This is a genomic window from Streptomyces sp. PR69 (assembly GCF_026420845.1).
Classification (GTDB): Bacteria; Actinomycetota; Actinomycetes; order Streptomycetales; family Streptomycetaceae; genus Streptomyces.
Map to the genome: position 1 here is coordinate 73,034 of NZ_JAOWCB010000018.1, position 22,863 is coordinate 95,896.

16 protein-coding genes, 1 pseudogene and 1 riboswitch are annotated in these 22,863 nt (G+C 70.7%); of the genes and pseudogenes, 7 read left to right on the top strand and 10 right to left on the bottom strand.

The window, feature by feature from the left end; translation table 11 throughout:
• Positions 1 to 84 precede the first annotated feature (84 nt).
• From OF819_RS18695 to OF819_RS18710, 4 genes are all read right to left on the bottom strand, one after another.
• Complete coding sequence (locus tag OF819_RS18695) at positions 85 to 1,752, bottom strand: ABC transporter substrate-binding protein (RefSeq protein WP_267244711.1); 1,668 nt, start codon at positions 1,750 to 1,752, stop codon at positions 85 to 87.
• 285 nt (positions 1,753 to 2,037) lie between these two features.
• Complete coding sequence (locus OF819_RS18700) at positions 2,038 to 2,790, bottom strand: enhanced serine sensitivity protein SseB C-terminal domain-containing protein (RefSeq protein ID WP_267244712.1); 753 nt, start codon at positions 2,788 to 2,790, stop codon at positions 2,038 to 2,040.
• Between the two features lie 135 nt (positions 2,791 to 2,925).
• Positions 2,926 to 3,684 carry an enhanced serine sensitivity protein SseB gene (locus OF819_RS18705; RefSeq protein ID WP_267244713.1) on the bottom strand — a complete coding sequence of 253 codons (759 nt, stop codon included), beginning with the start codon at positions 3,682 to 3,684 and terminating at the stop codon, positions 2,926 to 2,928.
• A 340-nt stretch (positions 3,685 to 4,024) separates the two neighbouring features.
• Positions 4,025 to 4,690 carry an AAA family ATPase gene (locus OF819_RS18710; protein ID WP_267244714.1) on the bottom strand — a complete coding sequence of 222 codons (666 nt, stop codon included), beginning with the start codon at positions 4,688 to 4,690 and terminating at the stop codon, positions 4,025 to 4,027.
• Between the two features lie 161 nt (positions 4,691 to 4,851).
• A riboswitch (glycine riboswitch) is annotated at positions 4,852 to 4,952 on the top strand.
• A gap of 152 nt (positions 4,953 to 5,104) precedes the next feature.
• On the opposite strand from OF819_RS18710, the gene gcvT reads away from it, so the two are divergent.
• The 4 genes from gcvT (at position 5,105) to OF819_RS18730 (ending at position 9,560) form a co-directional block, all read left to right on the top strand.
• Positions 5,105 to 6,244 carry a glycine cleavage system aminomethyltransferase GcvT gene (gene gcvT, locus OF819_RS18715; RefSeq protein ID WP_267244715.1) on the top strand — a complete coding sequence of 380 codons (1,140 nt, stop codon included), beginning with the start codon at positions 5,105 to 5,107 and terminating at the stop codon, positions 6,242 to 6,244.
• A 52-nt stretch (positions 6,245 to 6,296) separates the two neighbouring features.
• A complete protein-coding gene (gene gcvH / locus OF819_RS18720; RefSeq protein WP_267244716.1) occupies positions 6,297 to 6,674 on the top strand; it encodes a glycine cleavage system protein GcvH in 378 nt (125 codons plus the stop codon).
• 41 nt (positions 6,675 to 6,715) lie between these two features.
• Positions 6,716 to 7,975, top strand: coding sequence for a serine hydroxymethyltransferase (glyA, locus tag OF819_RS18725; RefSeq protein ID WP_267244717.1), 1,260 nt, complete (start codon positions 6,716 to 6,718; stop codon positions 7,973 to 7,975).
• 217 nt (positions 7,976 to 8,192) lie between these two features.
• Positions 8,193 to 9,560, top strand: coding sequence for an L-serine ammonia-lyase (locus OF819_RS18730; protein WP_267244718.1), 1,368 nt, complete (start codon positions 8,193 to 8,195; stop codon positions 9,558 to 9,560).
• Between the two features lie 59 nt (positions 9,561 to 9,619).
• Here OF819_RS18730 and OF819_RS18735 read toward each other — a convergent pair whose 3' ends face one another.
• The 5 genes from OF819_RS18735 to OF819_RS18755 all read right to left on the bottom strand — a co-directional run bounded on the left by OF819_RS18735 (position 9,620) and on the right by OF819_RS18755 (position 15,570).
• Positions 9,620 to 10,792, bottom strand: a complete 1,173-nt coding sequence (locus tag OF819_RS18735; RefSeq protein WP_267244742.1) for a YncE family protein — start codon at positions 10,790 to 10,792, stop codon at positions 9,620 to 9,622.
• 442 nt (positions 10,793 to 11,234) lie between these two features.
• Positions 11,235 to 11,741 carry an ATP-binding protein gene (locus OF819_RS18740; protein WP_416370568.1) on the bottom strand — a complete coding sequence of 169 codons (507 nt, stop codon included), beginning with the start codon at positions 11,739 to 11,741 and terminating at the stop codon, positions 11,235 to 11,237.
• A 267-nt stretch (positions 11,742 to 12,008) separates the two neighbouring features.
• Positions 12,009 to 12,776 carry an enoyl-CoA hydratase/isomerase family protein gene (locus OF819_RS18745; protein ID WP_267244720.1) on the bottom strand — a complete coding sequence of 256 codons (768 nt, stop codon included), beginning with the start codon at positions 12,774 to 12,776 and terminating at the stop codon, positions 12,009 to 12,011.
• A 78-nt stretch (positions 12,777 to 12,854) separates the two neighbouring features.
• A complete protein-coding gene (locus OF819_RS18750) occupies positions 12,855 to 14,132 on the bottom strand; it encodes a L,D-transpeptidase (protein ID WP_267244721.1) in 1,278 nt (425 codons plus the stop codon).
• 202 nt (positions 14,133 to 14,334) lie between these two features.
• Positions 14,335 to 15,570: an Ig-like domain-containing protein gene (locus OF819_RS18755; RefSeq protein WP_416370569.1), complete on the bottom strand. Its 1,236-nt coding sequence runs from the start codon at positions 15,568 to 15,570 to the stop codon at positions 14,335 to 14,337.
• Between the two features lie 407 nt (positions 15,571 to 15,977).
• Between OF819_RS18755 and glgX the strand changes: the two genes are divergently transcribed.
• The gene (glgX, locus tag OF819_RS18760) at positions 15,978 to 18,101 is read left to right on the top strand and encodes a glycogen debranching protein GlgX (RefSeq protein ID WP_267244743.1); all 2,124 of its coding nucleotides are present in this window, start codon (positions 15,978 to 15,980) and stop codon (positions 18,099 to 18,101) included.
• Between the two features lie 125 nt (positions 18,102 to 18,226).
• Here glgX and OF819_RS18765 read toward each other — a convergent pair.
• Positions 18,227 to 18,373: pseudogene (locus OF819_RS18765) on the bottom strand (LuxR C-terminal-related transcriptional regulator); the annotation flags it as partial.
• A 206-nt stretch (positions 18,374 to 18,579) separates the two neighbouring features.
• Between OF819_RS18765 and OF819_RS18770 the strand changes: the two are divergent.
• Both OF819_RS18770 and OF819_RS18775 read left to right on the top strand, forming a co-directional pair.
• Entirely contained in the window at positions 18,580 to 20,667 is a 2,088-nt protein-coding gene (locus OF819_RS18770) for an ABC transporter transmembrane domain-containing protein (RefSeq protein WP_267244723.1), read from the top strand.
• Positions 20,664 to 22,772, top strand: coding sequence for an ABC transporter ATP-binding protein (locus tag OF819_RS18775; RefSeq protein WP_267244724.1), 2,109 nt, complete (start codon positions 20,664 to 20,666; stop codon positions 22,770 to 22,772). The genes OF819_RS18770 and OF819_RS18775 overlap by 4 nt, the downstream gene beginning before the upstream one ends.
• The last annotated feature ends 91 nt before the right edge of the window (positions 22,773 to 22,863 follow it).

Below are 22,863 nucleotides of genomic sequence, written 5' to 3' on the forward strand. Positions count from 1 at the left end.
TTACGTGCGTGACTACGTGCGTGAGATGCGGGTCCGCCCGGCCACGCCGTGCTGTGGCCGGGCGGACCCCGCGTGCGGATGTGCTTACTTGAACGACGCCTCGGCGAAGTTCTCCTGCGTCAGCGGGGAGACCTTCGGCGGGTTGACGTTCTTGGCGAACGCGATGGCCGGCGGGGAGGAGGAGACCGGGAGACCGGGCAGGTACTCCATGATGATCTCGTTGGCCTTCTTGTAGGCCTCGATGCGCTGGGCGGGTTCGGTCTCCTTGGACGCGGCGTTCACGGCGTTGAAGACCGTGTCGTCCTTGAAGCCCCACTGCTTGTCGTACTTGGAGAACCAGGTGCCGATGAAGTTGTAGCCGTCGTTGAAGTCACCGGTCCAGCCGAGCATGTGCAGCGCGCAGCTGCCGGTCTCGACGGCGTCCAGATAGTCCGGGGCCCACTTCATCGGCTTCGGGGTGACGGTGACGCCGGCCTTCTCCAGGTCGGCCTTCATCAGCTCGAACATGTCCTGCGGGGCGGGCATGTACGGGCGGGTGACCTCGGTCGGGTAGCAGAAGTCGATCTTCAGACCGGACTCGCCCGCGTCCTTGAGGAGCTGCTTGGCCTTGTTGGTGTCAAACGCGTACGTCTTCACCTTGTCCGAGTGGCCCTCGACCGTGTGGGGCATGAACTGGGTCGCTACCTTGCCGCCCTCCGGCAGCTGGGTCTTGACCATGTTCTCGCGGTCGATGGAGTGTGCGATGGCCTGGCGCACCTCGGGCTTCTTCAGCGCCGGGCTCGCCTCCTGGGTCATGCCCAGGTAGAGGATGTTGAAGACATCGCGGGTCGGGACCTGGAAGCCCGCCTCCTCCAGGGTCTTGACGTCGGCGGGGGCGACCAGGTCGTAACCGTCGATGTCACCGGCCTGGAGGGCCTGGCGGCGGCCTTCCGTGGTGTCGATGGTGCGGATGACCAGGTTCTTCACCTTGGCCTTCTCGCCCCAGTAGTCGTCGAAGCGCTCAAGGGTGACTTCCTTGTTCCCCTTGTTCCACTCCTTGATCTTGTACGGCCCGGTGCCGGCGACCGTGCCGGCCTCCTGGCTGTACTTGGGGTAGGTGATCGCGTCACCCTTGGCGGAAGCTTCCTGCTTCTCGTACTCCTTGATGGCCTTCGGCGAGTGGATCGACAGGGCCTGGAGGGAGAAGCCGCCCGGCAGGTTGGCGGACGCCTCGTTGACCTCGATGACGGCGGTGTGCTCGTCCTTGGCGGTGCACGACTTGTAGTTCGGCTTGGGCGTCTCGGGGTCCTCGTTCTTCTTGAAGCCGCCCATGATGGACTGCCAGTAGTACGAGACCGCGCTGGACTGGTACGTGCCCGTCCAGTTGAACCAGTGCTCGTAGTTCGCGCAGACCGCGGCGGCGTTGAACGTTTCTCCGTCGTGGAACTTCACGCCCTTGCGGAGGTTGAACGTCCACACCGTGCCCGCGTCGTTGCTCTCCCAGGACTCGGCCAGGCCGCCGACCAGCTTGGAGCCGCCGGACTCGTGCTCAAGCAGCGGCTCGAACGCCTGGCGGGTGACCCGGTAGGTCTCGCCGTCGGCCGCGAGCGCGGGGTCCAGCGAGCCGGGATCGCCGGCGCCGGCGAACACGAACGTGTCCTTGTCGCCCTTTGCGTCGTCCTTGCCCCGGTCACTGCCGCACCCTGTGGCGATCAGGCCAACGGCGACAGCCGCTGTCACCGCCCGGACGGCTCTTGACTTGCAAATACGCATCGGTCCACCCCAGGGTTTCCGCCGTATGGAGAAGAGGTCTTGACCGGCCGAACACTACAGACGAGTAGGACGGCGGAGAACAGTCCGGATAGCGGTGATACCTAGCTGAGACCCGGACACTCAACAAACCGGGCAGATACGGGACAACAACGAACGCCGCACAATGCCCGAATTAACACCGTTGACATATAAGGAAGTTCAGTGCAGCTATTGACCGGTGGTTCAGCAGAGACGAGCGGGGCCTGACGGGCCGACAGCCAGGGCCGCCCGTCCACGTGCTGGGATTTATGGCCGGGCCGGGCCGTGGGCCTCACGGTCGTAGAAGGGGCGCGCACGGGCGCGCAGCCACATCGCCACAGGGTCGTACTCATCGGACATCGCGACCGTGGAGACCGGCAGCCCGTCCGGGACCGCCGTCACCGTCTGCCGCATCATCGCGCGCACCGCGTCGACGGACGCGGCGCCGGTGTCGTACAGATCGAGGCCGATGGCGAGATACGGGGCGCCCAGCGAGGGCTGCACCCAGGCACGGCGCAGCGAGCGGACCGCGGGGGTGCGGTGGGCGTTCTGCGCGAGCAGGCCGTAGAACTGGGGCAGCTCGATGACCGGCTCGGACAGGGTCAGCGGTCCCGCGGGCATCCGGTCGAGGCCGGTGGCGATCCGGCGCAGATCGGGCCAGGGGATGCCGACGCCGCCGCCGGGTGCGTGCGGGTTGAGCCAGATGCCCCAGCGCTCGGGGAAGAGGGCGCGGGCGATGTCGAGGCCGCTGACCACTTCATGGGCGCGGTTCCAGCCGGAGGCAGCGAGCTCCTGCGCCGAGGTGACGCAGGGGGCGTATCCGACGCCGTCGACCTCCATGTTTCCGTACTGGGCGTCGGGGGCGCCGGGCGCGCCATGCCAGAGCAGCATCCAGACCCGGCCCTGCGCGGGGTCGGCGAGCGCGTGCAGCAGCGCCTCATAGGAGTCGTAGCCTCCGGGAGTCACCTGGCGCAGCATGTGCTCGACCTGCCCGGCCGCAGCGGTGCCTGACGCGCTCACTCTGGGTCCCGCCCCTCGTCGTCCCTCTGGAACGCCGTCCCTCGTCGACGTCGCCCCTCGTGGTCCCTCGTCGTCCCTCTGGAACCCAGCTTAATCGGCCCTCTTAACGCAGACTTGACGACTCCGGCGGGCGGGTCACGCGGGCCGGCGCTCGTAGAAGGGGCGGATGCGCTCCAGCATCCAGTCGCCGACCGGGTCCTGGGCCACGTCCAGCAGTACGAGATTGACCGGCCACCGCACCTGGACGCGGCCGAGGGCCCGGCCGAGGGCGGCCATGGGCGCGTTGCGGCTCTCGCCCTCCCAGGAGGAGAGCTGGACGCCGACGAAGAGAGACGGCGCGTCGCCCTCGACGGAGGCGAGAGCGCGGCGGGCGGTGAGGACGACGCCGGACTCCTCGAACTCGCCGGCCGCGGCGGCCAGGAAGTCGATGGGCTCGTCCTGCCAGTCGGGCTCGAAGAGCCGTACCCGGCCGCCGGTCGCCGGGCCCTCCAGCGGGGTGCGCCCGGCGACGCAGAGTTCCGCCACGGCGGGCGGCGGGAGAGGCATGCCGACGGTGCCGCCCGGGTTGACGGCGATGCCGAGCTGCGGGGGCAGACCGCGGGCGAAGTCGCGGGCGGGCGCGACGGTGAACGACATATGCGCGCCCGCGCACTGCAGGAACTGCTGCTCCGAGCTGAACACGGGGACATACGCCGCGCCGTCGACCTCCACGGTGGGCAGGTCCAGGTCGGGGCTGTCGGGCCCGCCGCCGTTGGGGAGGGGCACCCAGACGTGGCTGCGGGAGAGGACCTCGACGAGGCGGGCGCCGGCGGTGGGGTTGCCGACGGAGGCGGCGAGTGTCTCCTCCAGCTCATTGCCGGGCCAGGCGGTGTGGGCCTGCGGCGGGATGTCCATGACGTGCGGCGCCCCTCTTCTTTTGCGGTGCTACGGGGTGACCTTAGCGTGCGGGGTGATCGGGGCGCGGGGTGCCGCCTGCGGCGGGCTGTTCCCCCACCCCTCCCCCTACGCTCAAAATGAGCCCCGCCGCCGTTTGGGGCGCGGGGGCCAGAATCCAGCCTCGCCTGGGGGTACCTCCCAGCGGTAGCTGGGGGAGTTTGAGGCGCGGGGGTCCGGGGGCGGAGCCCCCGTGAAAGGGGGTCTGGGGGCTTGCCCCCAGTTACGGGAAGTGGGGGTCCCCCCACGCCCCAGGGCGTAAGGGAAGGGGCAGGGGAACAGGCCCCCGCAGGGCACACGCTCACCCCTTCCGGAAGCCCAGCACCCTCAGCGCCGCCGCCGACTCCCGGTCCAGCAGCGTCGCGGAGGCGCAGCCCGCCGGCAGGTCGCCGGATTCGGCGGCGCGGAGGAGGCGGGAGACGGCGCGGCGGTGGCGGGTGAAGGCGTAGCGGGACACCCCGCGGCCGCGGGCCCGCTGGCCCGCGCGGGCCGTCTCGGGCGGGACGTCGAGGAGGATGAGGTGGAGTCCGCTGCCGCGGCGGCGGGCCTCGCGGGCGAGCCAGCGGCGCACCCACGCCTGGGCGCCGCAGTCGTGGACGACGACGCCGGCGCCGGAGCGCAGGGCCCGCCGCAGCCCGGCGTAGTGGGCGAGGCGCACCAGGGGCCGGTACACCCCGTACGGCAGGAACCGCGGCAGCCGGGCCTCCCAGCGCTCCCGCGCGTCCTGGGAATCGATGCCCCCGCCGGGGACCGCGCGTCTGATGAGGGTGGACTTGCCGCTGCCGGGCAGCCCGGAGACGACCACCACGTCGCCCGCGGCGAACAGCAGGCTGCCGGGGCTGCGCCCGGCCCGTTCGCGCAGGTCACGCAGGAGGGGCGCAGAGGCCCGTACGGCGATTCCCGCTGCGGGCCGCGCCGGGACGCCCGCGGCCGGCGGTGCGATCTGGCCGGTCCGTTGCGACGTCATCGCGCCTCCCCCATGTCGAGCCCGGAGCCGGGCCAACCCACCCTTGCTCATGGAGTGTAAAGAAACGGTAATGCGGCACAACCTTTCCCGTATCGTGGCCGGACCCCCCACTCTCCCCGGATGCATGCAATGATGTGCGCGCCAACTGCATACCGGCCGTTTGAATCCACGCGGGAGAGTCCCGGCGACATGAGTGTCCGCCGGGCGCCGAAGGAGCAAGTTCCTCCCTTGAATCTCTCAGGCCCCGTACCGCGTGCGACGAGGCAGATCTGAAAAGCGAGCCGCCGTCGAGCGGCTCCACCCAAGGTGCAAGTCACGACTACCCATATGTGCGGTCGCGACGAACCTCTCAGGTTCCGATGACAGATGGGGAGGATTGTCCTCGCCCTGACCATGCCCCTGGGAGCCCTGTCTATGAGCAACGCCCCTTCGAGCACCTCCCCGCGCCGTACGGCGCTCGACGCCCTGCACCGGTCGCTGGGCGCGACCATGACCGACTTCGCGGGCTGGGACATGCCGCTGCGGTACGGCAGCGAGCGCGACGAGCACAACGCCGTACGCACCAAGGCCGGTCTCTTCGACCTCTCCCACATGGGCGAGATCACCGTCACCGGGCCGCAGGCCGCCGCCCTCCTCGACTATGCGCTGGTGGGCAATATCGGCGGCGTCGGCGTGGGCCGCGCCCGCTACACCATGATCTGCCAGGAGGACGGCGGCATCCTGGACGATCTGATCGTCTACCGTCTCGCCGACGCTGCGTCCCCCGAGTACCTCGTCGTCGCGAACGCGGGCAACGCCCAGATCGTGCTGGACGCGCTGACGGAGCGCGCCGCGGGCTTCGACGCCCGGGTGCGCGACGACCGTGACGCCTATGCGCTGATCGCCGTCCAGGGGCCCGAGTCCCCCGGCATCCTGAAGTCCCTCACGGACGCCGACCTGGACGGTCTGAAGTACTACGCGGGTCTGCCGGGCACGGTCGCCGGGGTCCCGGCGCTGATCGCCCGCACCGGCTACACGGGCGAGGACGGATTCGAGCTGTTCACCCAGCCGCAGCACGCGGAGAAGCTGTGGCAGGCGATCACCGAAGCCGGCGCGCCCGCCGGGCTGACGCCCTGCGGGCTGTCCTGCCGGGACACCCTGCGCCTGGAGGCGGGCATGCCGCTGTACGGGCATGAGCTGACGACCTCCCTGACGCCGTTCGACGCGGGTCTGGGCCGGGTGGTCAAGTTCGAGAAGGACGGCGACTTCGTGGGCCGCGCGGCGCTGGCCGCCGCCAAGGAGCGCGCCGAGTCCCGCCCGCCGCGCAAGCTGGTCGGCCTGATCGCCGAGGGGCGGCGGGTGCCGCGCGCCGGGATGTCCGTGGTGGCGGACGGCCGGGTGATCGGCGAGGTGACCTCCGGGGCGCCGTCCCCGACGCTCGGCAAGCCGATCGCCATGGCCTATGTGGACGCGGCGCACGCCGCCCCCGGCACGGCCGGCGTCGGCGTGGACATCCGCGGCGCGCACGAGCCGTACGAGGTCGTGGCGCTGCCGTTCTACAAGCGCCAGAAGTGACACGCGTCTCCCCGTTCCCCAGCACTCACCCGCGTACAGGAGAATTCAGATCATGAGCAACCCCCAGCAGCTGCGCTACAGCAAGGAGCACGAGTGGCTGTCGGACGCCGAGGACGGCGTGTCGACGGTCGGCATCACGGAGCACGCGGCGAACGCCCTCGGCGATGTGGTGTACGTCCAGCTCCCGGAGGTGGGCGACACGGTGACCGCGGGCGAGACCTGCGGTGAGCTGGAGTCGACCAAGTCGGTCAGCGACCTGTACTCCCCGGTGACGGGCGAGGTCGTCGAGGCGAACCAGGCGGTCGTGGACGACCCGTCGCTGGTGAACACGGCCCCGTTCGAGGGCGGCTGGCTGTTCAAGGTGCGCGTGGCGGAGGAGCCGAAGGACCTGCTCTCCGCTGACGAGTACACCGAGTTCGCCGGCAGCTGACCGCGGACTGTCGCTGACTTCAGACCCCTAGGGATGTCACCATGTCGCTTCTGAACACCCCCCTTCATGAGCTGGACCCGGACGTCGCCGCCGCCGTCGACGCCGAGCTCCACCGTCAGCAGTCCACCCTCGAGATGATCGCCTCGGAGAACTTCGCCCCGGTCGCGGTCATGGAGGCGCAGGGCTCGGTCCTCACCAACAAGTACGCCGAGGGCTACCCGGGCCGCCGCTACTACGGCGGCTGTGAGCACGTCGACGTCGTCGAGCAGATCGCGATCGACCGGATCAAGGAGCTGTTCGGCGCGGAGCACGCCAATGTGCAGCCGCACTCGGGCGCCCAGGCCAATGCGGCGGCGATGTTCGCGCTGCTGAAGCCGGGCGACACGATCATGGGCCTGAATCTGGCCCACGGCGGTCATCTGACCCACGGCATGAAGATCAACTTCTCCGGCAAGCTCTACAACGTGGTCGCCTACCACGTGGACGACGCCACCGGCCAGGTCGACATGGCCGAGGTCGAGCGGCTCGCCAAGGAGGCCAAGCCGAAGCTGATCGTGGCCGGCTGGTCCGCGTACCCGCGTCAGCTCGACTTCGCCGCCTTCCGCCGGATCGCGGACGAGGTCGGCGCGTACCTGATGGTCGACATGGCCCACTTCGCGGGTCTGGTCGCGGCCGGTCTGCACCCCAACCCGGTGCCGCACGCGCATGTCGTGACCACCACCACGCACAAGACCCTCGGCGGTCCGCGCGGCGGTGTGATCCTGTGCACCGCCGATCTCGCCAAGAAGATCAACTCCGCGGTCTTCCCCGGTCAGCAGGGCGGCCCGCTGGAGCATGTGATCGCCGCCAAGGCCGTGTCCTTCAAGGTCGCCGCCTCTGAGGACTTCAAGGAGCGCCAGCAGCGCACCCTGGACGGGGCCCGCATCCTCGCGGAGCGCCTGGTGCAGAGCGATGTGGCCGAGCACGGTGTGTCGGTGCTGTCCGGCGGCACGGACGTCCATCTGGTCCTGGTGGATCTGCGGAACTCGGAGCTGGACGGTCAGCAGGCCGAGGACCGGCTGCACGAGGTCGGCATCACGGTCAACCGGAACGCGATCCCGAACGACCCGCGGCCGCCGATGGTCACCTCGGGTCTGCGGATCGGCACCCCGGCGCTGGCCACCCGCGGCTTCCAGGCGGAGGACTTCACGGAGGTCGCGGACATCATCGCCGAGGCCCTGAAGCCCTCTTACGACGCTTCCGCCCTGCGCGCCCGGGTCACGGCGCTCGCCGAGAAGCACCCGCTCTACCCCGGTCTGTAATCCGGACGTAAAGCGGCAGAGGTCCAAAAAGTCGGGGCACCGCGCACACTGGACGGTGAGCGCCAGTGAGCACGGTGCCCCGCACCATGCCCGCACCTCGCACTGTCCCGCCCCTGTCCCGCCCGTTCCGCCCTTCCCACGCTTTCCCGCCCTTCCCCCCGCACGCCCTGCACCACCCCGGCAGACGACGGCGTCTACCACCCCCTAGGAGACATCCGTGGCCATTTCGGTCTTCGACCTGTTCTCGATCGGCATCGGCCCGTCCAGCTCCCATACGGTCGGCCCGATGCGCGCGGCCCGGATGTTCGCCCGGCGCCTGAAGAACGAGGGCCTGCTCGCGCACACCGCGTCGATACGGGCCGAGCTGTACGGCTCACTCGGCGCGACCGGCCATGGCCATGGCACGCCCAAGGCGGTGCTGCTGGGCCTGGAGGGCAGCTCGCCCCGGACCGTCGACGTGGAGAGTGCCGACGCCCGCGTCGAGCAGATCAAGACGGCGGGACGGCTGAATCTGCTGGGCATGCACGAGATCGGCTTCGACTTCGACGAGGACCTGGTGCTGCACCGCCGCAAGGCGCTGCCGTACCACGCCAACGGCATGACGGTCTTCGCGTACGACGCCGAGGGCGGGCTGCTGCTGGAGAAGACGTACTACTCGGTCGGCGGCGGCTTCGTGGTGGACGAGGACGCGGTCGGCGAGGACCGGATCAAGCTGGACGACACCGTCCTGAAGCACCCCTTCCGCACCGGTGACGAGCTGCTGCGCCTCACCGGGGAGACCGGGCTTTCGATCTCCGCGCTGATGCTGGAGAACGAGAAGGCCTGGCGCACGGAGGAGGAGATCCGCGAGGGTCTGCTCGACATCTGGCGCGTGATGCAGGCGTGCGTGGCGCGCGGCATGTCCCGGGAGGGCATCCTGCCGGGCGGTCTGAAGGTGCGCCGCCGTGCCGCGAACTCGGCGCGGCAGCTGCGCGCCGAGGGCGATCCGCAGGCCCGCGCCATGGAGTGGATCACGCTCTATGCGATGGCGGTCAACGAGGAGAACGCGGCCGGCGGCCGTGTGGTGACCGCCCCGACGAACGGCGCGGCGGGCATCATCCCGGCCGTTCTGCACTACTACATGAACTTTGTCCCCGGCGCGGACGAGGAGGGCGTGGTCCGCTTCCTGCTCGCCGCGGGAGCGATCGGCATGCTCTTCAAGGAGAACGCCTCGATCTCCGGCGCCGAGGTCGGCTGCCAGGGCGAGGTCGGCTCCGCCTGCTCCATGGCCGCGGGCGCGCTGGCCGAGGTGCTGGGCGGCAGCCCCGAGCAGGTGGAGAACGCCGCGGAGATCGGCATGGAGCACAATCTGGGCCTGACCTGCGACCCGGTCGGCGGCCTTGTGCAGATTCCGTGCATCGAGCGCAACGGCATGGCGGCGGTGAAGGCCGTGACCGCCGCGAAGATGGCGATGCGCGGCGACGGCAGCCACAAGGTCTCACTGGACAAGGTCATCAAGACCATGAAGGACACCGGCGCGGATATGTCCGTCAAGTACAAGGAGACCGCGCGCGGCGGCCTGGCGGTCAACATCATCGAGTGCTGAGGAGCGCCCGCGGGTGAGGGTGCGCCCCGCCGGGCATGGGCCGGCGGAGCGCACCCGGCTCAGCGGAAGACCCCTGTGTGGCCCAGCGAGTAGCGGCCCGGCTGGGGATAGACCGCCAGGCCGTGGGGGCCGCCGCCCACCGGGATGCGGGCGAGCTGCTTGCCGGTGCGGGTGTCGATGGCGTACACCTCGGCGTCGTAACGGCCGGACAGCCACAGGACCTTGCCGTCGGCGGAGACGCCGCCCATGTCGGGGCTGCCGCCGTCGGGCAGCAGCCACTTCTTCGTCAGCTTGTTCTTGGGGAAGTCGAAGACGGAGATGGAGCCCTCGCCCCGGTTGGAGATGTACATCTCCTTGGAATCACGGCTGACGTAGAGGCCGTGGCAGCCCTTGCCGGTGGGCAGCAGCTTGGGCGTGGTGAACTTCTCGCCGTCCAGCACCCACATGCCGTGCGCCATCATGTCGGCGACATAGAAGGTCTTGCCGTCCGGGGAGAGCTTCACATCCTGTGGCATCGCTCCCTCGAAGGGGAGCTTCTGCTGGCCGATGACCTTCATCTTCTGGGTGTCAACCTTGAGGAGTTCGCCGGAGAACTCGCAGGAGACGATGAAGTACCGGCCGTCCGCGGAGAAGTCGGCGTGGTTGACGCCGTAGCAGGAGACCGGCTCGGTGTGCACGCGCTCCATCGTGTGGGGGTCGCGGAAGACCAGCTCCCGGTCGAGGGAGGCCATCACGACGGCGTGTTTGCCGTTGGGTGTGAAGTAGAGGTTGTACGGGTCGTGGACCTCGACCGGCTTGCCCGCGACGCCGGTGGCCGGGTCGATGGGGGTGAGGGTGTTGCCCCGGTTGTTGTTCACCCAGAGCGTCTTGAGGTCCCAGGAGGGCACGACGTGCTGCGGATGGTTGCCGACCGGGATCGTCTCGATGACCTTGTATGTCTTGGGGTCGATGACGGAGACGGTGTTGGAGGTGGTGTTGGGGACGTACACCCGGGAGGGGAAGCCCTTGACGACAGGCGAGAGCTTGCCCGGCCGGTTGGCGGCGTAGATGTCCTTGGGGTCGAGCACGGGCGGCATGCCGGGCAGCCCGGCGGGCGCGGCGGGCTTCTTCGGCTTCTCGGGCGGGGCGGCGTTCGTGCCGCGCGCCTCGTTGGTCTGTGAGGCGGCGCCGCAGCCGGCCAGCAGGACGAGCACGGCGCCGGCGGCGAGTGCGGCGGCCCGGCGGGCGAGCACCCTCGCCGGGTGCGCGGGGAGGGCGGCTTGCTGGGAGTGGTGGTCGATCGCGGTCACGGAAGAGCACAGTAGGGGCGAAACACCGCGAAGGTAATGATTGACCAAATTCCGGATGTTTGCGGGTCGCGCCCACGCCATCGACCCCACGAGTGCCCGATTAAGGATTCTCGCCATCCTGCGGATGTTTATTCAATGATTACGAGGCAGGTGGCCAACTTCACCTAGGATTCATCTTCCTAATTGCCCGATTCACCCGAATGCATCCCGGTGTGTTCTTTTGGCGTGAAGGCCACCGTCTGCCATAGTCGATGTCACGACCCCCATTGACCCGGGCCAGGTCGTCTCAGCGGCGACGGATACACCCCCTTGATCCACGCACGCTTTCACAGAAGCCCCCAAGACGCCCCAACCCGGCACGCGGGGGCTTCTGTGCGCCAGCCCCTCAGCGCTCCGCGACGCGCATCTCGAACCAGGTCGTCTTGCCCCGCGGCAGCAGATCCACGCCCCACCGGTCGGAGAGCTTGTCGACGAGGAACAGCCCACGGCCGCTGATGTCCATCGGCTGCACGGGCATCAGACACGGCAGCCCGCGCGAAGGGTCCTGGACCTCAACCCTCACCCAGCAGGGGCGCGGCCGCCGCATCCGCAGACCGAAGATGCGCGCACCGGTGTGCCGGACCGCGTTGCCGACGAGCTCCGAGACGAGGAGCACCACATTCTCGGAACACTGCGGGGGAAGCATCCACTGACGCTGCGCCACACCCTGCGCGAGCCGGCGCGCGGTCGCGGCCGACTCCGGGCGGGACGGCAGCCGGACCACCTCCTCGGCGGGGTTGCCGAACAACTCCGCCGCCTTGAGCGCCCGTTCGTCCTCCACGGTCGGCGCCCACTTCGCGGCCACCGCACCCATGCGCTGCCGCGGCTGTTCCACACCTTCCAGGCCCGCCATGCCCCCATGATGGCCGCAACGGGCAGCCCCCGTGGCCGTTCCGCCGGAATAGGGCCCCCGGAATTGCCCGTTCCAGGCGGAGCCCACGGCATATGACTGTGGCCGCATGCGGGTACCCATACCCACTCCGAGCTGCGCTGACGCCCCGCTTACGCATGATCGCTGAATGCAGTGGGCGCGCTGCGCCTTAAGGACCCCTTAAGGCGCGGCTAAGGTGTGCACAGGGTTGACGCCGCGGCGGCGGCGTTCAGCAGCACTCAGCGGAGCTCAGCTGAACTTCGCCTTGCCCGGGCCGTCTTCGACGAAGCTGCGCATACCGCGCTCGCGGTCCTCGGTGGCGAACAGGCCCGCGAACCAGTTCCGTTCGATGGCGAGTCCCGTCTCGATGTCCGCCTCCAGGCCCGCGTCGACGCACTCCTTGGCGGCGCGCAGCGCCAGCGCGGGGCCCTTCGCCAGCGCGGCCGCCCAGGCGTGCGCCTGCTCGTACACCTCGGCCGCCGGGACGACCCGGTCGACCAGACCGATCGACAGCGCCTCCGCGGCCTTCACCATCCGGCCGGTGAAGATCAGGTCCTTGGCGCGCGAGGGGCCGACCAGCCGGGACAGCCGCTGGGTGCCGCCCGCTCCGGGGATCAGCCCCAGCAGGATCTCCGGCTGGCCGAGCTTGGCGTCGTCCGCGGCGATCCGGTAGTCGGCGCACAGCGCCAGTTCGCAGCCGCCGCCGAGGGCATAGCCGGTGACGGCGGCGACGACGGGCTTGGGGATGCGGGCCACGGCGGTGAACGCCTCCTGCAGCCCGCGGGACCGGAGCACCATGGCCGTGTGGTCCATGGCCTGCATCTCCTTGATGTCCGCGCCGGCCGCGAACACCTTCTCCCCGCCGTAGAGCACGACGGCGCGCACATCCTCGCGGCGGGCCGCCTCCTCGGCCAGCTCACGCAGCCGGTCCTGGGTGGCGATGTCCAGCGCGTTCATCGGGGGACGGTCCAGGCGGACGGTGCCGACGCCCTCGGAGACCTCGAGATTCACAGTCATACGGGGCAGGTTAGCTGCCGTTAACGACAGCGGGCCCGGCGCCCTTGCCCACAGCGCCGGACCCGCACTGCGGAGGCGTTACTTGACCCACTCCGACCAGGGCATGTTCCAGCCGTTGAGGCCGTTGCCCGGCTGGATCTGCTTGTCCTTGGAGTTTTTCACGATCACCACGTCGCCGATGATGGAGTTGTTGTAGAACCAGGCGGCGGGCATGTTCCCGTCGTAGCCGCCGCGGACGTCGCGCAGCCCGACGCAGCCATGGCTGACATTCGCCGAGCCGAACGTTCCTGCAGAGGCCCAGTAGTTTCCGTGGATGAAAGTCCCCGAGGTCGACAGGCGCATGGCGTGCGGCACGTCCTTGATGTCGTACTCCCCGCCGAAGCCGACCGTCGCCCCGTTCATCCGGGTGACCCGGTACTTCTCGCTGATGACCATCTGCCCGTTGTAGGTCGTGGTCGACGGCGCGCCGGCGGTGATCGGCACCGTCTTGATGGTTTTGCCGTCCCGTACGACGGTCATGGTGTGGGCGGCGGCGTCCACAGTGGAGATCTGGCTGCGGCCGATGGTGAACGAGAAGGACTTGGCCTGCGTGCCGTAGACGCCGGGCCGTCCCTCCACACCGTCCAGATTGAGCCTGACCGTCACCTTGGTGCCGGCGGCCCAGTATTTCTCGGGGCGGAAGTCGAGCCGGTCGTTGCCGAACCAGTGGCCCTCGACCGGCACGGACGGCTCGGCGGTGACCTCGATGGCCTTCTCGACGGCCTCGGGGTCGGTGATGCCGCGGGTGAAGTTGATGGAGACCGGCATGCCGACGCCCACGGTCGAGCCGTCCTCGGGCGTGTAGTGGCCGATGAAGGTGTTCTTGGGGACGAGTGTGGTGAAGGTGGTGTCCTTTGCCGACTCACGGCCCCCGGCGTCCTTGGCGACGGCGTGGACGCGGTACTTGGTGGCCCCCGCCAGATGGGTGGCCGGCTGCCAGCTCGCACCGTCCGCGGAGATCGTGCCGGCGACCTCGACGCCCTCGTCGTCCTGGACCTTGACCGTGGTCAGCCTGCCGCCGCTCGCGGTCACCTTCAGGGTCCCGCTGGTGTCGACGGCCTCCGCGCCGTCCTCGGGGACGATGGTCACCACCGCGCGGGAGGCCGCGTTCTCGACCTTCCCGGCCTCCTTGCCGCCCTGCTCCCCGCTGCCCTTGCCGGAGGGTCCGCCTCCGCCGCCGCAGGCCGCCGCCAGCACCAGCAGCGCGCTCCCCGCGAGGGCGATCAGTCCATGCCGCCGCCCCCGTGGACGCCGCCTTCTCGCCCGCTCTTCGTCCGCACCCCCGGCCGACGCCCCCGATATCGGCTGCCCGTTCACTCCTGTGCTCTCCCCTCGCACGGCCTGGCATCGCCGAGGCCCGCACCCCGCGCGCCTGACGCGCGCACGGCGACAGACAATCACATCGGAGCTCGGGGCAACTCCCCTCGAATGTCACCGTTCAGTCCCAACTTGTCCGCTGGGCTCAGATGAGAGGGCCGCTCTCAGCGCAGGTCTCGACGCAAGGTCTCAGCGCAAGGCGTCAGCGCAGGGCGGAACCTTCCTTCCACGCCTTCCAGTCCAGATTCCAGCCGCCGAGGCCGTTGTCGGGCGCGACCTGCCGGTCCTTGGAGTTGACCACCTCGACGACATCGCCGATGAGCGTGCGGTCGAAGAACCAGCCGGCCGGGGCGTCCGGGCTGCCGCCCTGCTCATCGCGCAGCCCCACACAGCCGTGGCTGACGTTGTCCGCGCCGAAGACGTCCGCCGCGGCCCAGTAGTTGCCGTGCAGGAACGTCCCCGAGGCCGTCAGCCGGATGGCGTGCGGCACGTCCTTGATGTCGTACTCGCCCTTGCCGTCGTCGTCGGTGAAGCCGACCGTCGCGCCGTTCATCCTGGTCACGTCGTACATCTCGGTGACCACCATCTTCCCGTTGTACGTGGCGGTCTTGGGCGCGCCCGCCGTGACCGGCACGGTCGCCACCAGTGCGCCGTCGCGCCGCACCTCCATCGTGTGCGCCCGCGCGTCGACGCGGGAGATCTGGGAGCGCCCGACGGCAAACGAGATCCTCTTGTGCTGGATGCCGTACACGCCGGGCGTCGCCTCGATGTCGCGCAGCCGCATATCGACCGTGACCTTGGTGCCCGGCTTCCAGTACGCGCGCGGGCGGAAGTCGAGCCGCTTGCCGCCGAACCAGTGTCCGACGACCTCGACCGGCGGCACGGCGGTCACGCGGATCGCCCGCTCCACGGCGGCGCGGTCCTCGATGGCGCGGTTGAAGGAGAAGGACACGATCATTCCGGTGCCGACCGTCGAGCGGTTCTCGGGCTTGACGTAGCCGATGAAGCGCTGCTCGGGAACGTAGGTGGTGAACGTGGTGTGCCGGGCCGTGCGACGGCCGTGGGCGTCGAGCGCCACCGCGTCCACGCTGTATTTCGCGGCGAGTTCCAGCCGGGCGTCCTCGTCCGGGGTCCAGCGCAGTCCGTCCTCGGAGATGACGCCGGGGATGTCGACGGGCCGGCCGCCCTCAATCTGTTTCACCGCGACCCGCTCCAGCCGGCCGCTGGGCAGCCGCACCTCCACTTCGCCGTCCGGGCGTACGCCCTTGGCCCCGTCCTCAGGGGTGACGCGGATGGTCTCTTCGGGTGACCCCGGCTTCCCGGCGATGACGTCGAGCGCGCCCGCGGTGCATCCCGTCAGCAGGGCGAGGGCGAGGCCGCCGATGAGGGCTGCCGCCGCCCGCCTTGTCGGGTTTGTTCGCTTCATTACGGATTTCACGTACGCCCCAACGACAGGCCCCCTTCAGGGGAAACGTCCATGCGGGCCGCCCGGCCGATGTTGGGACGCAGGCCGCGCGGGCAGAACAGGTGGGAGGACCGCACGTGGGACGCGACGGCCGGGACGCCGTCGGCGCTGCCGCCACGCGGGCCCGATGAGCCGCGGGAGGCCAGGTGTCGAGCGCAGCCGAACAGCAGACGGCGCCGGGGGCGGAGCCGGAGCGGAAGCGGGCCGGGGGCCTGCCGCCGCACGCACCCGAAAAGCCGTACGGGCAGCCGTCCGGGCAGCCGTCCGAAGAGCAGCCCGGCGCGGGGTCCAGCGGGGAGCCCCGCGCGGAGCCCACGCCGCGGCGGCGCGCGGCCGCGCATGCCGGGCAGACCGCGCACGCCGTATGGCCAGGAGCGCCCATGCCGCTCGGGGCGCGCTACCGGTCGGGGCCGGACGGCGTCGCGGGGACGAACTTCGCGCTGTGGTCGGGCGGCGCGGAGGCCGTCGAGGTCTGTCTCTTCGACGACGACGGCGCTGAGACCAGGCTGCCGCTCACCGAGCTGACCCATGAGGTGTGGCACGGCTTCGTGCCGGGCGTGGCCCCCGGCCAGCGGTACGGATACCGGGTGCACGGCCGCTGGGACCCATGGACGGGGGCCCGCTGGAATCCGGCGAAGCTGCTCCTCGACCCCTACGCGCGCGCGGTGGACGGCGAGTTCTCGCTGCCCGCCGAGGTGTACGGGCATGTGCGCGACTGGCCGCAGCAGCATGTCGCCGACACCGTGCGCGACGAGCGGGACTCGGCTCCGTACGTCCCCAAGGGGGTCGTCGTCCACGATGACGACGACTGGTCCGACGACCGCAGGCCCAAGACGCCCTGGGCGGACTCCGTCATCTACGAACTGCATGTGCGCGGCTTCACCCGGCGCTGCCCCGGCATCCCGGAACCGCTGCGCGGCACCTACGCGGGCCTGGCGCACCCGGCCGCGATCGGCCATCTGACGGCCCTCGGGGTGACGGCCGTCGAGCTGCTGCCCGTGCATCAGTTCGCCCACGAGGACCATCTGCTGCGCCGCGGTCTGAAGAACTACTGGGGCTACAACTCCATCGGCTATTTCGCCCCGCACGCCGCGTACTCCGCGAGCGGCACGCGCGGGCAGCAGGTCGGGGAGTTCAAGCGGATGGTGCGGGCCCTGCACGCCGCGGGCATCGAGGTCATCCTCGACGTGGTCTACAACCACACCGCGGAGGCCGATCAGCGCGGCCCCACCCTCTCCCTGCGCGGCATCGACAACCGCGGCTACTACCGTCTCCCGTTCTCCGACGCCCGCAGGTACGCGGACTACACCGGGTGCGGCAATACGCTCCATGTGGTGCAGCCGCACGTCCTGCGGCTGATCACCGACTCGCTGCGCTACTGGGTCACCGAGATGGGTGTGGACGGCTTCCGCTTCGACCTCGCGGCGGCGCTGGCCCGCTCCATGCACGATGTCGACATGCTGTCCCCGTTCCTCGCGGTGATCGCGCAGGACCCGGTGCTGCGGCGGGTAAAACTGATCGCGGAGCCCTGGGACGTCGGCAGCGGCGGCTATCAGGTGGGGGCGTTCCCACCGCTGTGGGCAGAGTGGAACGACCGCTACCGGGACGCGGTGCGGGACTTCTGGCGCGGCGCCCTCCCCGACGTACGCGATCTCGGCTACCGGCTGTCCGGGTCCAGCGATCTGTACGCCTGGGGCGGGCGGCGGCCGTACGCCTCCATCAATTTCATCACCGCGCACGACGGCTTCACACTGCGGGACCTCGTCAGCTACGCGCACAAGCACAACGAGGCGAACGGAGAGGGCAACCGCGACGGCACACACGACAACCGCTCCTGGAACTGCGGCGTCGAGGGCGAGACCGACGACCCCCGCGTCAACGCGCTGCGCCGGCGGCAGCAGCGCAATCTGCTGACCACCCTGCTGCTGTCGACGGGCGTGCCGATGCTCGTCGCCGGCGATGAGATGGGCCGTACGCAGGGCGGCAACAACAACGCGTACTGCCAGGACAACGCCATCAGCTGGCTGGACTGGTCGCTGCCCGGCCAGCCGGGCCCGCGGAGCCTGCTGGAGCTGACCCGCAGGCTGCTCGCCCTGCGCCACGCCCACCCGGTGCTGCGCCGCCGCGCCTTCTTCACCGGCCGGCCGCAGGCGCCCGACGGGCTGCGTGATCTGGCCTGGTTCACCCCGCGCGGCACGGAGATGACCGAGCACGACTGGTACGCGCCGTCGTCGTCGCTCGCGCTGTATCTCTCCGGCCGCGACATCCCCGGCCGTGACGCACGCGGCGCCCAGGTGACGGACGACAGCTTCCTGACGGTCCTGCACGCCGGAGAGCAGCCGCTCGGCTTCCTGCTGCCGGGGCCGCCGTGGGCGCAGTCGTATGAACTGATCGTGGACACCTCGCGGGAAGACCAGGCACGGGCGCCGGGCACAGTGCACCCGGGCGGGGCGACCATCGAGGCGCCAGGGCGATCGGTGCTGCTGCTGCGGGTGCGGTCGTAAGCAGTCGCAAGCGGACGTAAGCGATCGCAGAGGTCGCGGGGTGCGGCGCGGAGAGCAGGCGCGGGCACGGAGGGCGGGGCGCTGGCGCGGAGGGCGGGGCGGGGAGGCGCGTCCGGCGGTGTGTCTCAGGCCTCCGGTTCCCGGGAGACGCCGAGGATGCCCCGCCCATAGGCCGCGGCCACGGCCGCCGCCCGGTCCTTCGCCCCCAGCTTGGCGAAGATATGGGTCAGATGAGTCTTGACCGTCGCCTCGCTGATGAACAGCTCTGCGGGCCTCCACTTCGATGATTGCCATGTGGCCGAGGGTGGCGCGGAGCGGGGGCGGCCGGTATCAGCCAGAGCGCTCGACGCGGGATCAGCCGATCGGATGATGCCGCGGCGAACGGCTCGTACAACTGCCCGTAAAACCGCCTTGGGCCAGCGTGGCCGCCGGAAAACCATGTGAGGGATGTCAGTGGTGAACCGTACGCTCACACCTGATGCCGACTGACTCTGCGCCCGCCGATTCCCTGGTCCCCGATTCCCCAGTCCCCGACGCGCCGTCCGCCGACACTCCGTCCGCGGACGCCCCGGCCGGGCGGTCCGCCGTACGCACCCTGCTGCGGCTGTGGCCGTACGTTCGGCCGGTCCGCGCGCGGTGGTTCACCGCGGCCGTCATCGCCGTCGTGGCCTCGTGCCTGAGCCTGGTCTTCCCGCTCGTGCTGAAGTGGATCGTGGACGGACCGGTGGCCGGCGGCGACCCCGGCGGGGTGTGGTTCGGGGCGCTGCTCCTGCTGGTGCTCGGGATCGCGGAGGCGGTGCTCTTCGGGCTGCGGCGTTGGCTGGTGGCGCGGCCGCTGGCCGGAGTCGAGGCGGCGCTGCGCGCCGATCTGTACCGGCATCTGCAGCGGCTGCCGATCGCCTTCCATGACCGCTGGGCCTCCGGCCAGTTGCTCTCGCGCGGTACGACGGATCTGATGGAGATCCGGCTGTTCCTGGCCTTCCCATTGACGTTCCTGCTGGTCAACGGCGTGACGATCCTTGTCGGCGTGGTGCTGTTGCTGGTGCAGGACTGGGCCCTGGGGCTGGTGCTGCTGGCCCCGGTCGTCCCATTGATGGTCATCTGCTCGCTGTTCGAATCCCGGTACGCACTGGCGGCGCGGCGCGCCCAGGACCAGGCCGGCGATCTGACGACGGTCGTCGAGGAGAGCGTGCTGGGCATCCGGATCGTCAAGGGCTTCGGACGGCACCGCAGCCAGGCGCGCGCCTTCCAGGCGCTGGCGGGGCGGCTGCGCGGCACGGAGTTGCTCAAGGCGCGGCTGCTGGCGGGCATCTGGGCGCTGATCACGATCATTCCCGAACTGGCCATCGGCGCGGCGCTGGTGCTGGGCACGGTGCAGGTCGCGGACGGCGGGCTGTCGGCGGGCACGCTGGTGGCGTTTCTGTCCACGGCGCTGGCGCTGCGCTGGCCCGTGGAGTCGATCGGCTTCCTGATCGCGATGAGCCAGGAGGCGGCGACGGCGACGGAGCGGTACTTCGAAGTCCTGGACGCGGAACCGGAGTCGCGCGAGGTGTCCGCCCCGGCGGCAGACGGCGCCCGGGCAGGCGGCATGGCAGAGGGCGGGGCAGGGGACGGGGCAGGCGGCGGGCTGGTGTTCGAGGGGGTGTGGTTCCGCTATCCGGATGCCGACCCGGCGTCCGCGCCGGTGCTGGAAGGCGTCGACCTGCGGATCCGTCCCGGCGAGACGATGGCGCTGGTCGGCGGGACCGGTTCCGGAAAGACCACGCTGACCGCCCTCGTACCGCGCCTTCACGAGGTGACCGCCGGACGCATTCTCCTGGACGGAGAGGACATCGCGGCGATGCGGCGCGCACGGCTGCGGGAGCTGGTGTCGGTGGCGTTCGAGGAGCCGACGCTGTTCTCGGCGAGCGTCGCCGAGAATGTGCTGATGGGCGCGGCGGACGCCGGGGCGGACGCGCTGGCCCGCGCACTGGACGTGGCGCACGCCGGCTTCGCGCACACCTTGCCCGAAGGTGTCGACACCCAGGTCGGCGAGCAGGGCCTGAGCCTCTCCGGCGGCCAGCGGCAACGGCTGGCGCTGGCGCGAGCGGTGGTCGGGCGTCCCCGCTTCCTCATCCTCGACGACCCGCTGTCCGCGCTGGACGTCCACACCGAGGCGCTGGTGGAGGCCGCCCTGCGCCGGGTGCTCCAGGACACGACGGCACTGGTCGTGGCGCACCGCCCGTCGACCGTGATGCTCGCCGACCGGGTGGCGCTGCTGTCGGGCGGGCGCATCGCGGCGGTGGGGACGCACCAGGAACTGCTGCGTACGAACAAGGAGTACGCATGGCTGATGTCGGGACGGGAGACGGGCCCCGGGCCGGACCGGGGCCGGGGCCGGGGCCCGGCCCCGGAAGGACCGGTCTCCGAACCGGGGCCGCCATCGGGGCCGCAGCCGGAACCGATGTCGGGACCGCAGCCGGTGTCGGGACCGCAGCCGCTGTCGGGACCGCAGCCGGTGTCGGGACCGGAACCGGTGTCAGGGCAGAAAGCAGGCACGGGCGCGCAGAAGGGCGGCAGCCGATGACCAGCAGTACGACAAGCCGGCCCTCCGCCCCCGGGGACGAGCCCGCGGCGGGCTCCGGGCAGCCTCCGGGCGGCGGGGAAGCCCGGGGCGAGGCCGTTCCGGGCGGGCATGACGCCGCCGCGGCGACCCGGCCGCGCGGCGCGGCGGGGCAGGCTGCGCCCGCGGCCCGCGAGCCCGCCGCCACTGCACTTGCGTCTTCCGCGCAGGGGCGCGAAGAGGGCGTCCCCACTCCGGCAGCAGCCGGCACAGCCGGTGCCGCGGGCACTGAGTCCGGCGCTGACTCCGGCGCTGACTCCCGCGGTGACTCCGGCGATCCGTTCAGCCGGGACGCGCTGCCCGCGCCCAAGGGGGCGACCGGGGCCCTGCTGCGGTCCCTGCTCGCGCCGCGCCGCGGGCTCGTCGCGGTCGCCGCGCTGTTCCTGCTGCTCCAGCAAGCCGCCGCCCAGGCGGGGCCGCTGCTCGTCGCGTACGCCATCGACCGCGGCGTGCCCGCGTACCAGGCCCATGACTACGGCCCGCTGATCACGGTGGCCGTCGGCTACGCGGTGTGCGCGGCCGGCGCGGGCGTCTTCCAGTACGCGTTCATCCGGGCGGCCGCGCATGTCAACCAGGACGCGCTGCTCGATCTGCGGGGCCGCATCTTCCGCCACTCCCAGGCCCTGTCCGTGGACTTCCACGAGCGCTACACCTCGGGCCGGCTGATCTCCCGCTCCACCACGGACGTGGAGTCGCTGCGCGAACTGCTCAGCGAGGGCCTGCAGGAGCTCATCGGCGTGGTTCTCGCCACCCTGTACATCACGGTGCTGCTGCTCTGGCTCGACCTGGGGATCGGGGGGCTCGCCGTCGCCTCGTTCGCGCCGCTGTATCTGCTCATCCGCCTCTACCGACGCCGGGCCGGGCGGGTGTTCAGCGTGCGCTCGACCGCGATCGCCGCCGTCATCGTGAAGTTCGCGGAGACCATGAACGGCATCCGCCCGGTGCGCGCCTTCCGCCGCGAGCAGGCCAACGACGCGCACTTCGAGCGGCTCAACCACCGCCATGAGCGGAGCAACGGCGACGCGATCCTGGAGATGGCGCGCTATGTGGTCGGCTCCCGGCTGATCGCCAATGTCGCCGTGGCGGGGATGGTGCTGTGGGGTGCGTACCGGGTCGCCGACGGGACGCTGGCGCTGGGCGTGCTGGCCGCCTCCGTGCTGTATCTGCGGCGGCTGTACGACCCGATCGACCGGCTCGGGATGTTCCTGAACTCCTATGAGTCGGCAGCCGCCTCGCTGGAGAAGATCGCCGGCCTGCTGGCCCAGACGCCGACGGTTCCGGAGCCTGCCGCCCCGCGCGAGCTGCCGCCGCTCGGGGGCGGCGAGCCGGGACGCGCGGTGGTCTTCGAAGGCGTGCGGTTCGCCTACCGTACGGGCGGCGAGGTGCTGCCCCGCTTCGATCTGACGATCCCGGCCGGGCAGACGGTCGCCGTCGTCGGCTCGACGGGCGCGGGCAAGTCCACGCTGGCGAAGCTGCTGGCCCGGTTCTACGACCCGACCGAGGGGCGGGTGCTGCTCGACGGAGTCGATCTGCGCGAGCTGGCGGTTCCGGAGCTGCGGCGCGGGGTCGTGATGGTCACCCAGGAGGCGTTTCTGTTCTCCGGGACGGTCGCCGACAACATCGCGATCGGCCGGCCGGACGCCACCCGCGCGGAGATCGAGCAGGCGGCGAAGGCCATCGGCGCGCACGACTTCATCATGAGCCTCCCGGACGGCTACGACACGGACGTACGCAAGCGGGGCGGCCGCATCTCCGCGGGCCAGCGCCAGCTGGTGGCCTTCGCCAGGGCGCTGCTCGCCGATCCGGCGGTGCTGATCCTGGACGAGGCGACCAGCTCGCTGGACATCCCCGGTGAGCGTGCGGTGCAGCGCGCCATGGACACGGTGCTGCACGGCCGTACGGCGGTGGTGATCGCCCACCGGCTGTCCACGGTGGAGATCGCCGACCGGGTGCTGGTGATGGAGCACGGCCGGGTGGTGGAGGACGGCGAACCGTCCCGCCTGATCGCGGGCGAGGGCCGGTTCGCGGGGCTGCACCGGGCGTGGCGGGAGAGCGTGGTGAGCTCGTGATCCGGAGCGGATCATTCCACAGGGCAGCTTTTCCGGACATCGTCTTTTGACGTCTTTCGTCATCTTCTGACGCCCTTTCGGCGGAGTCCCG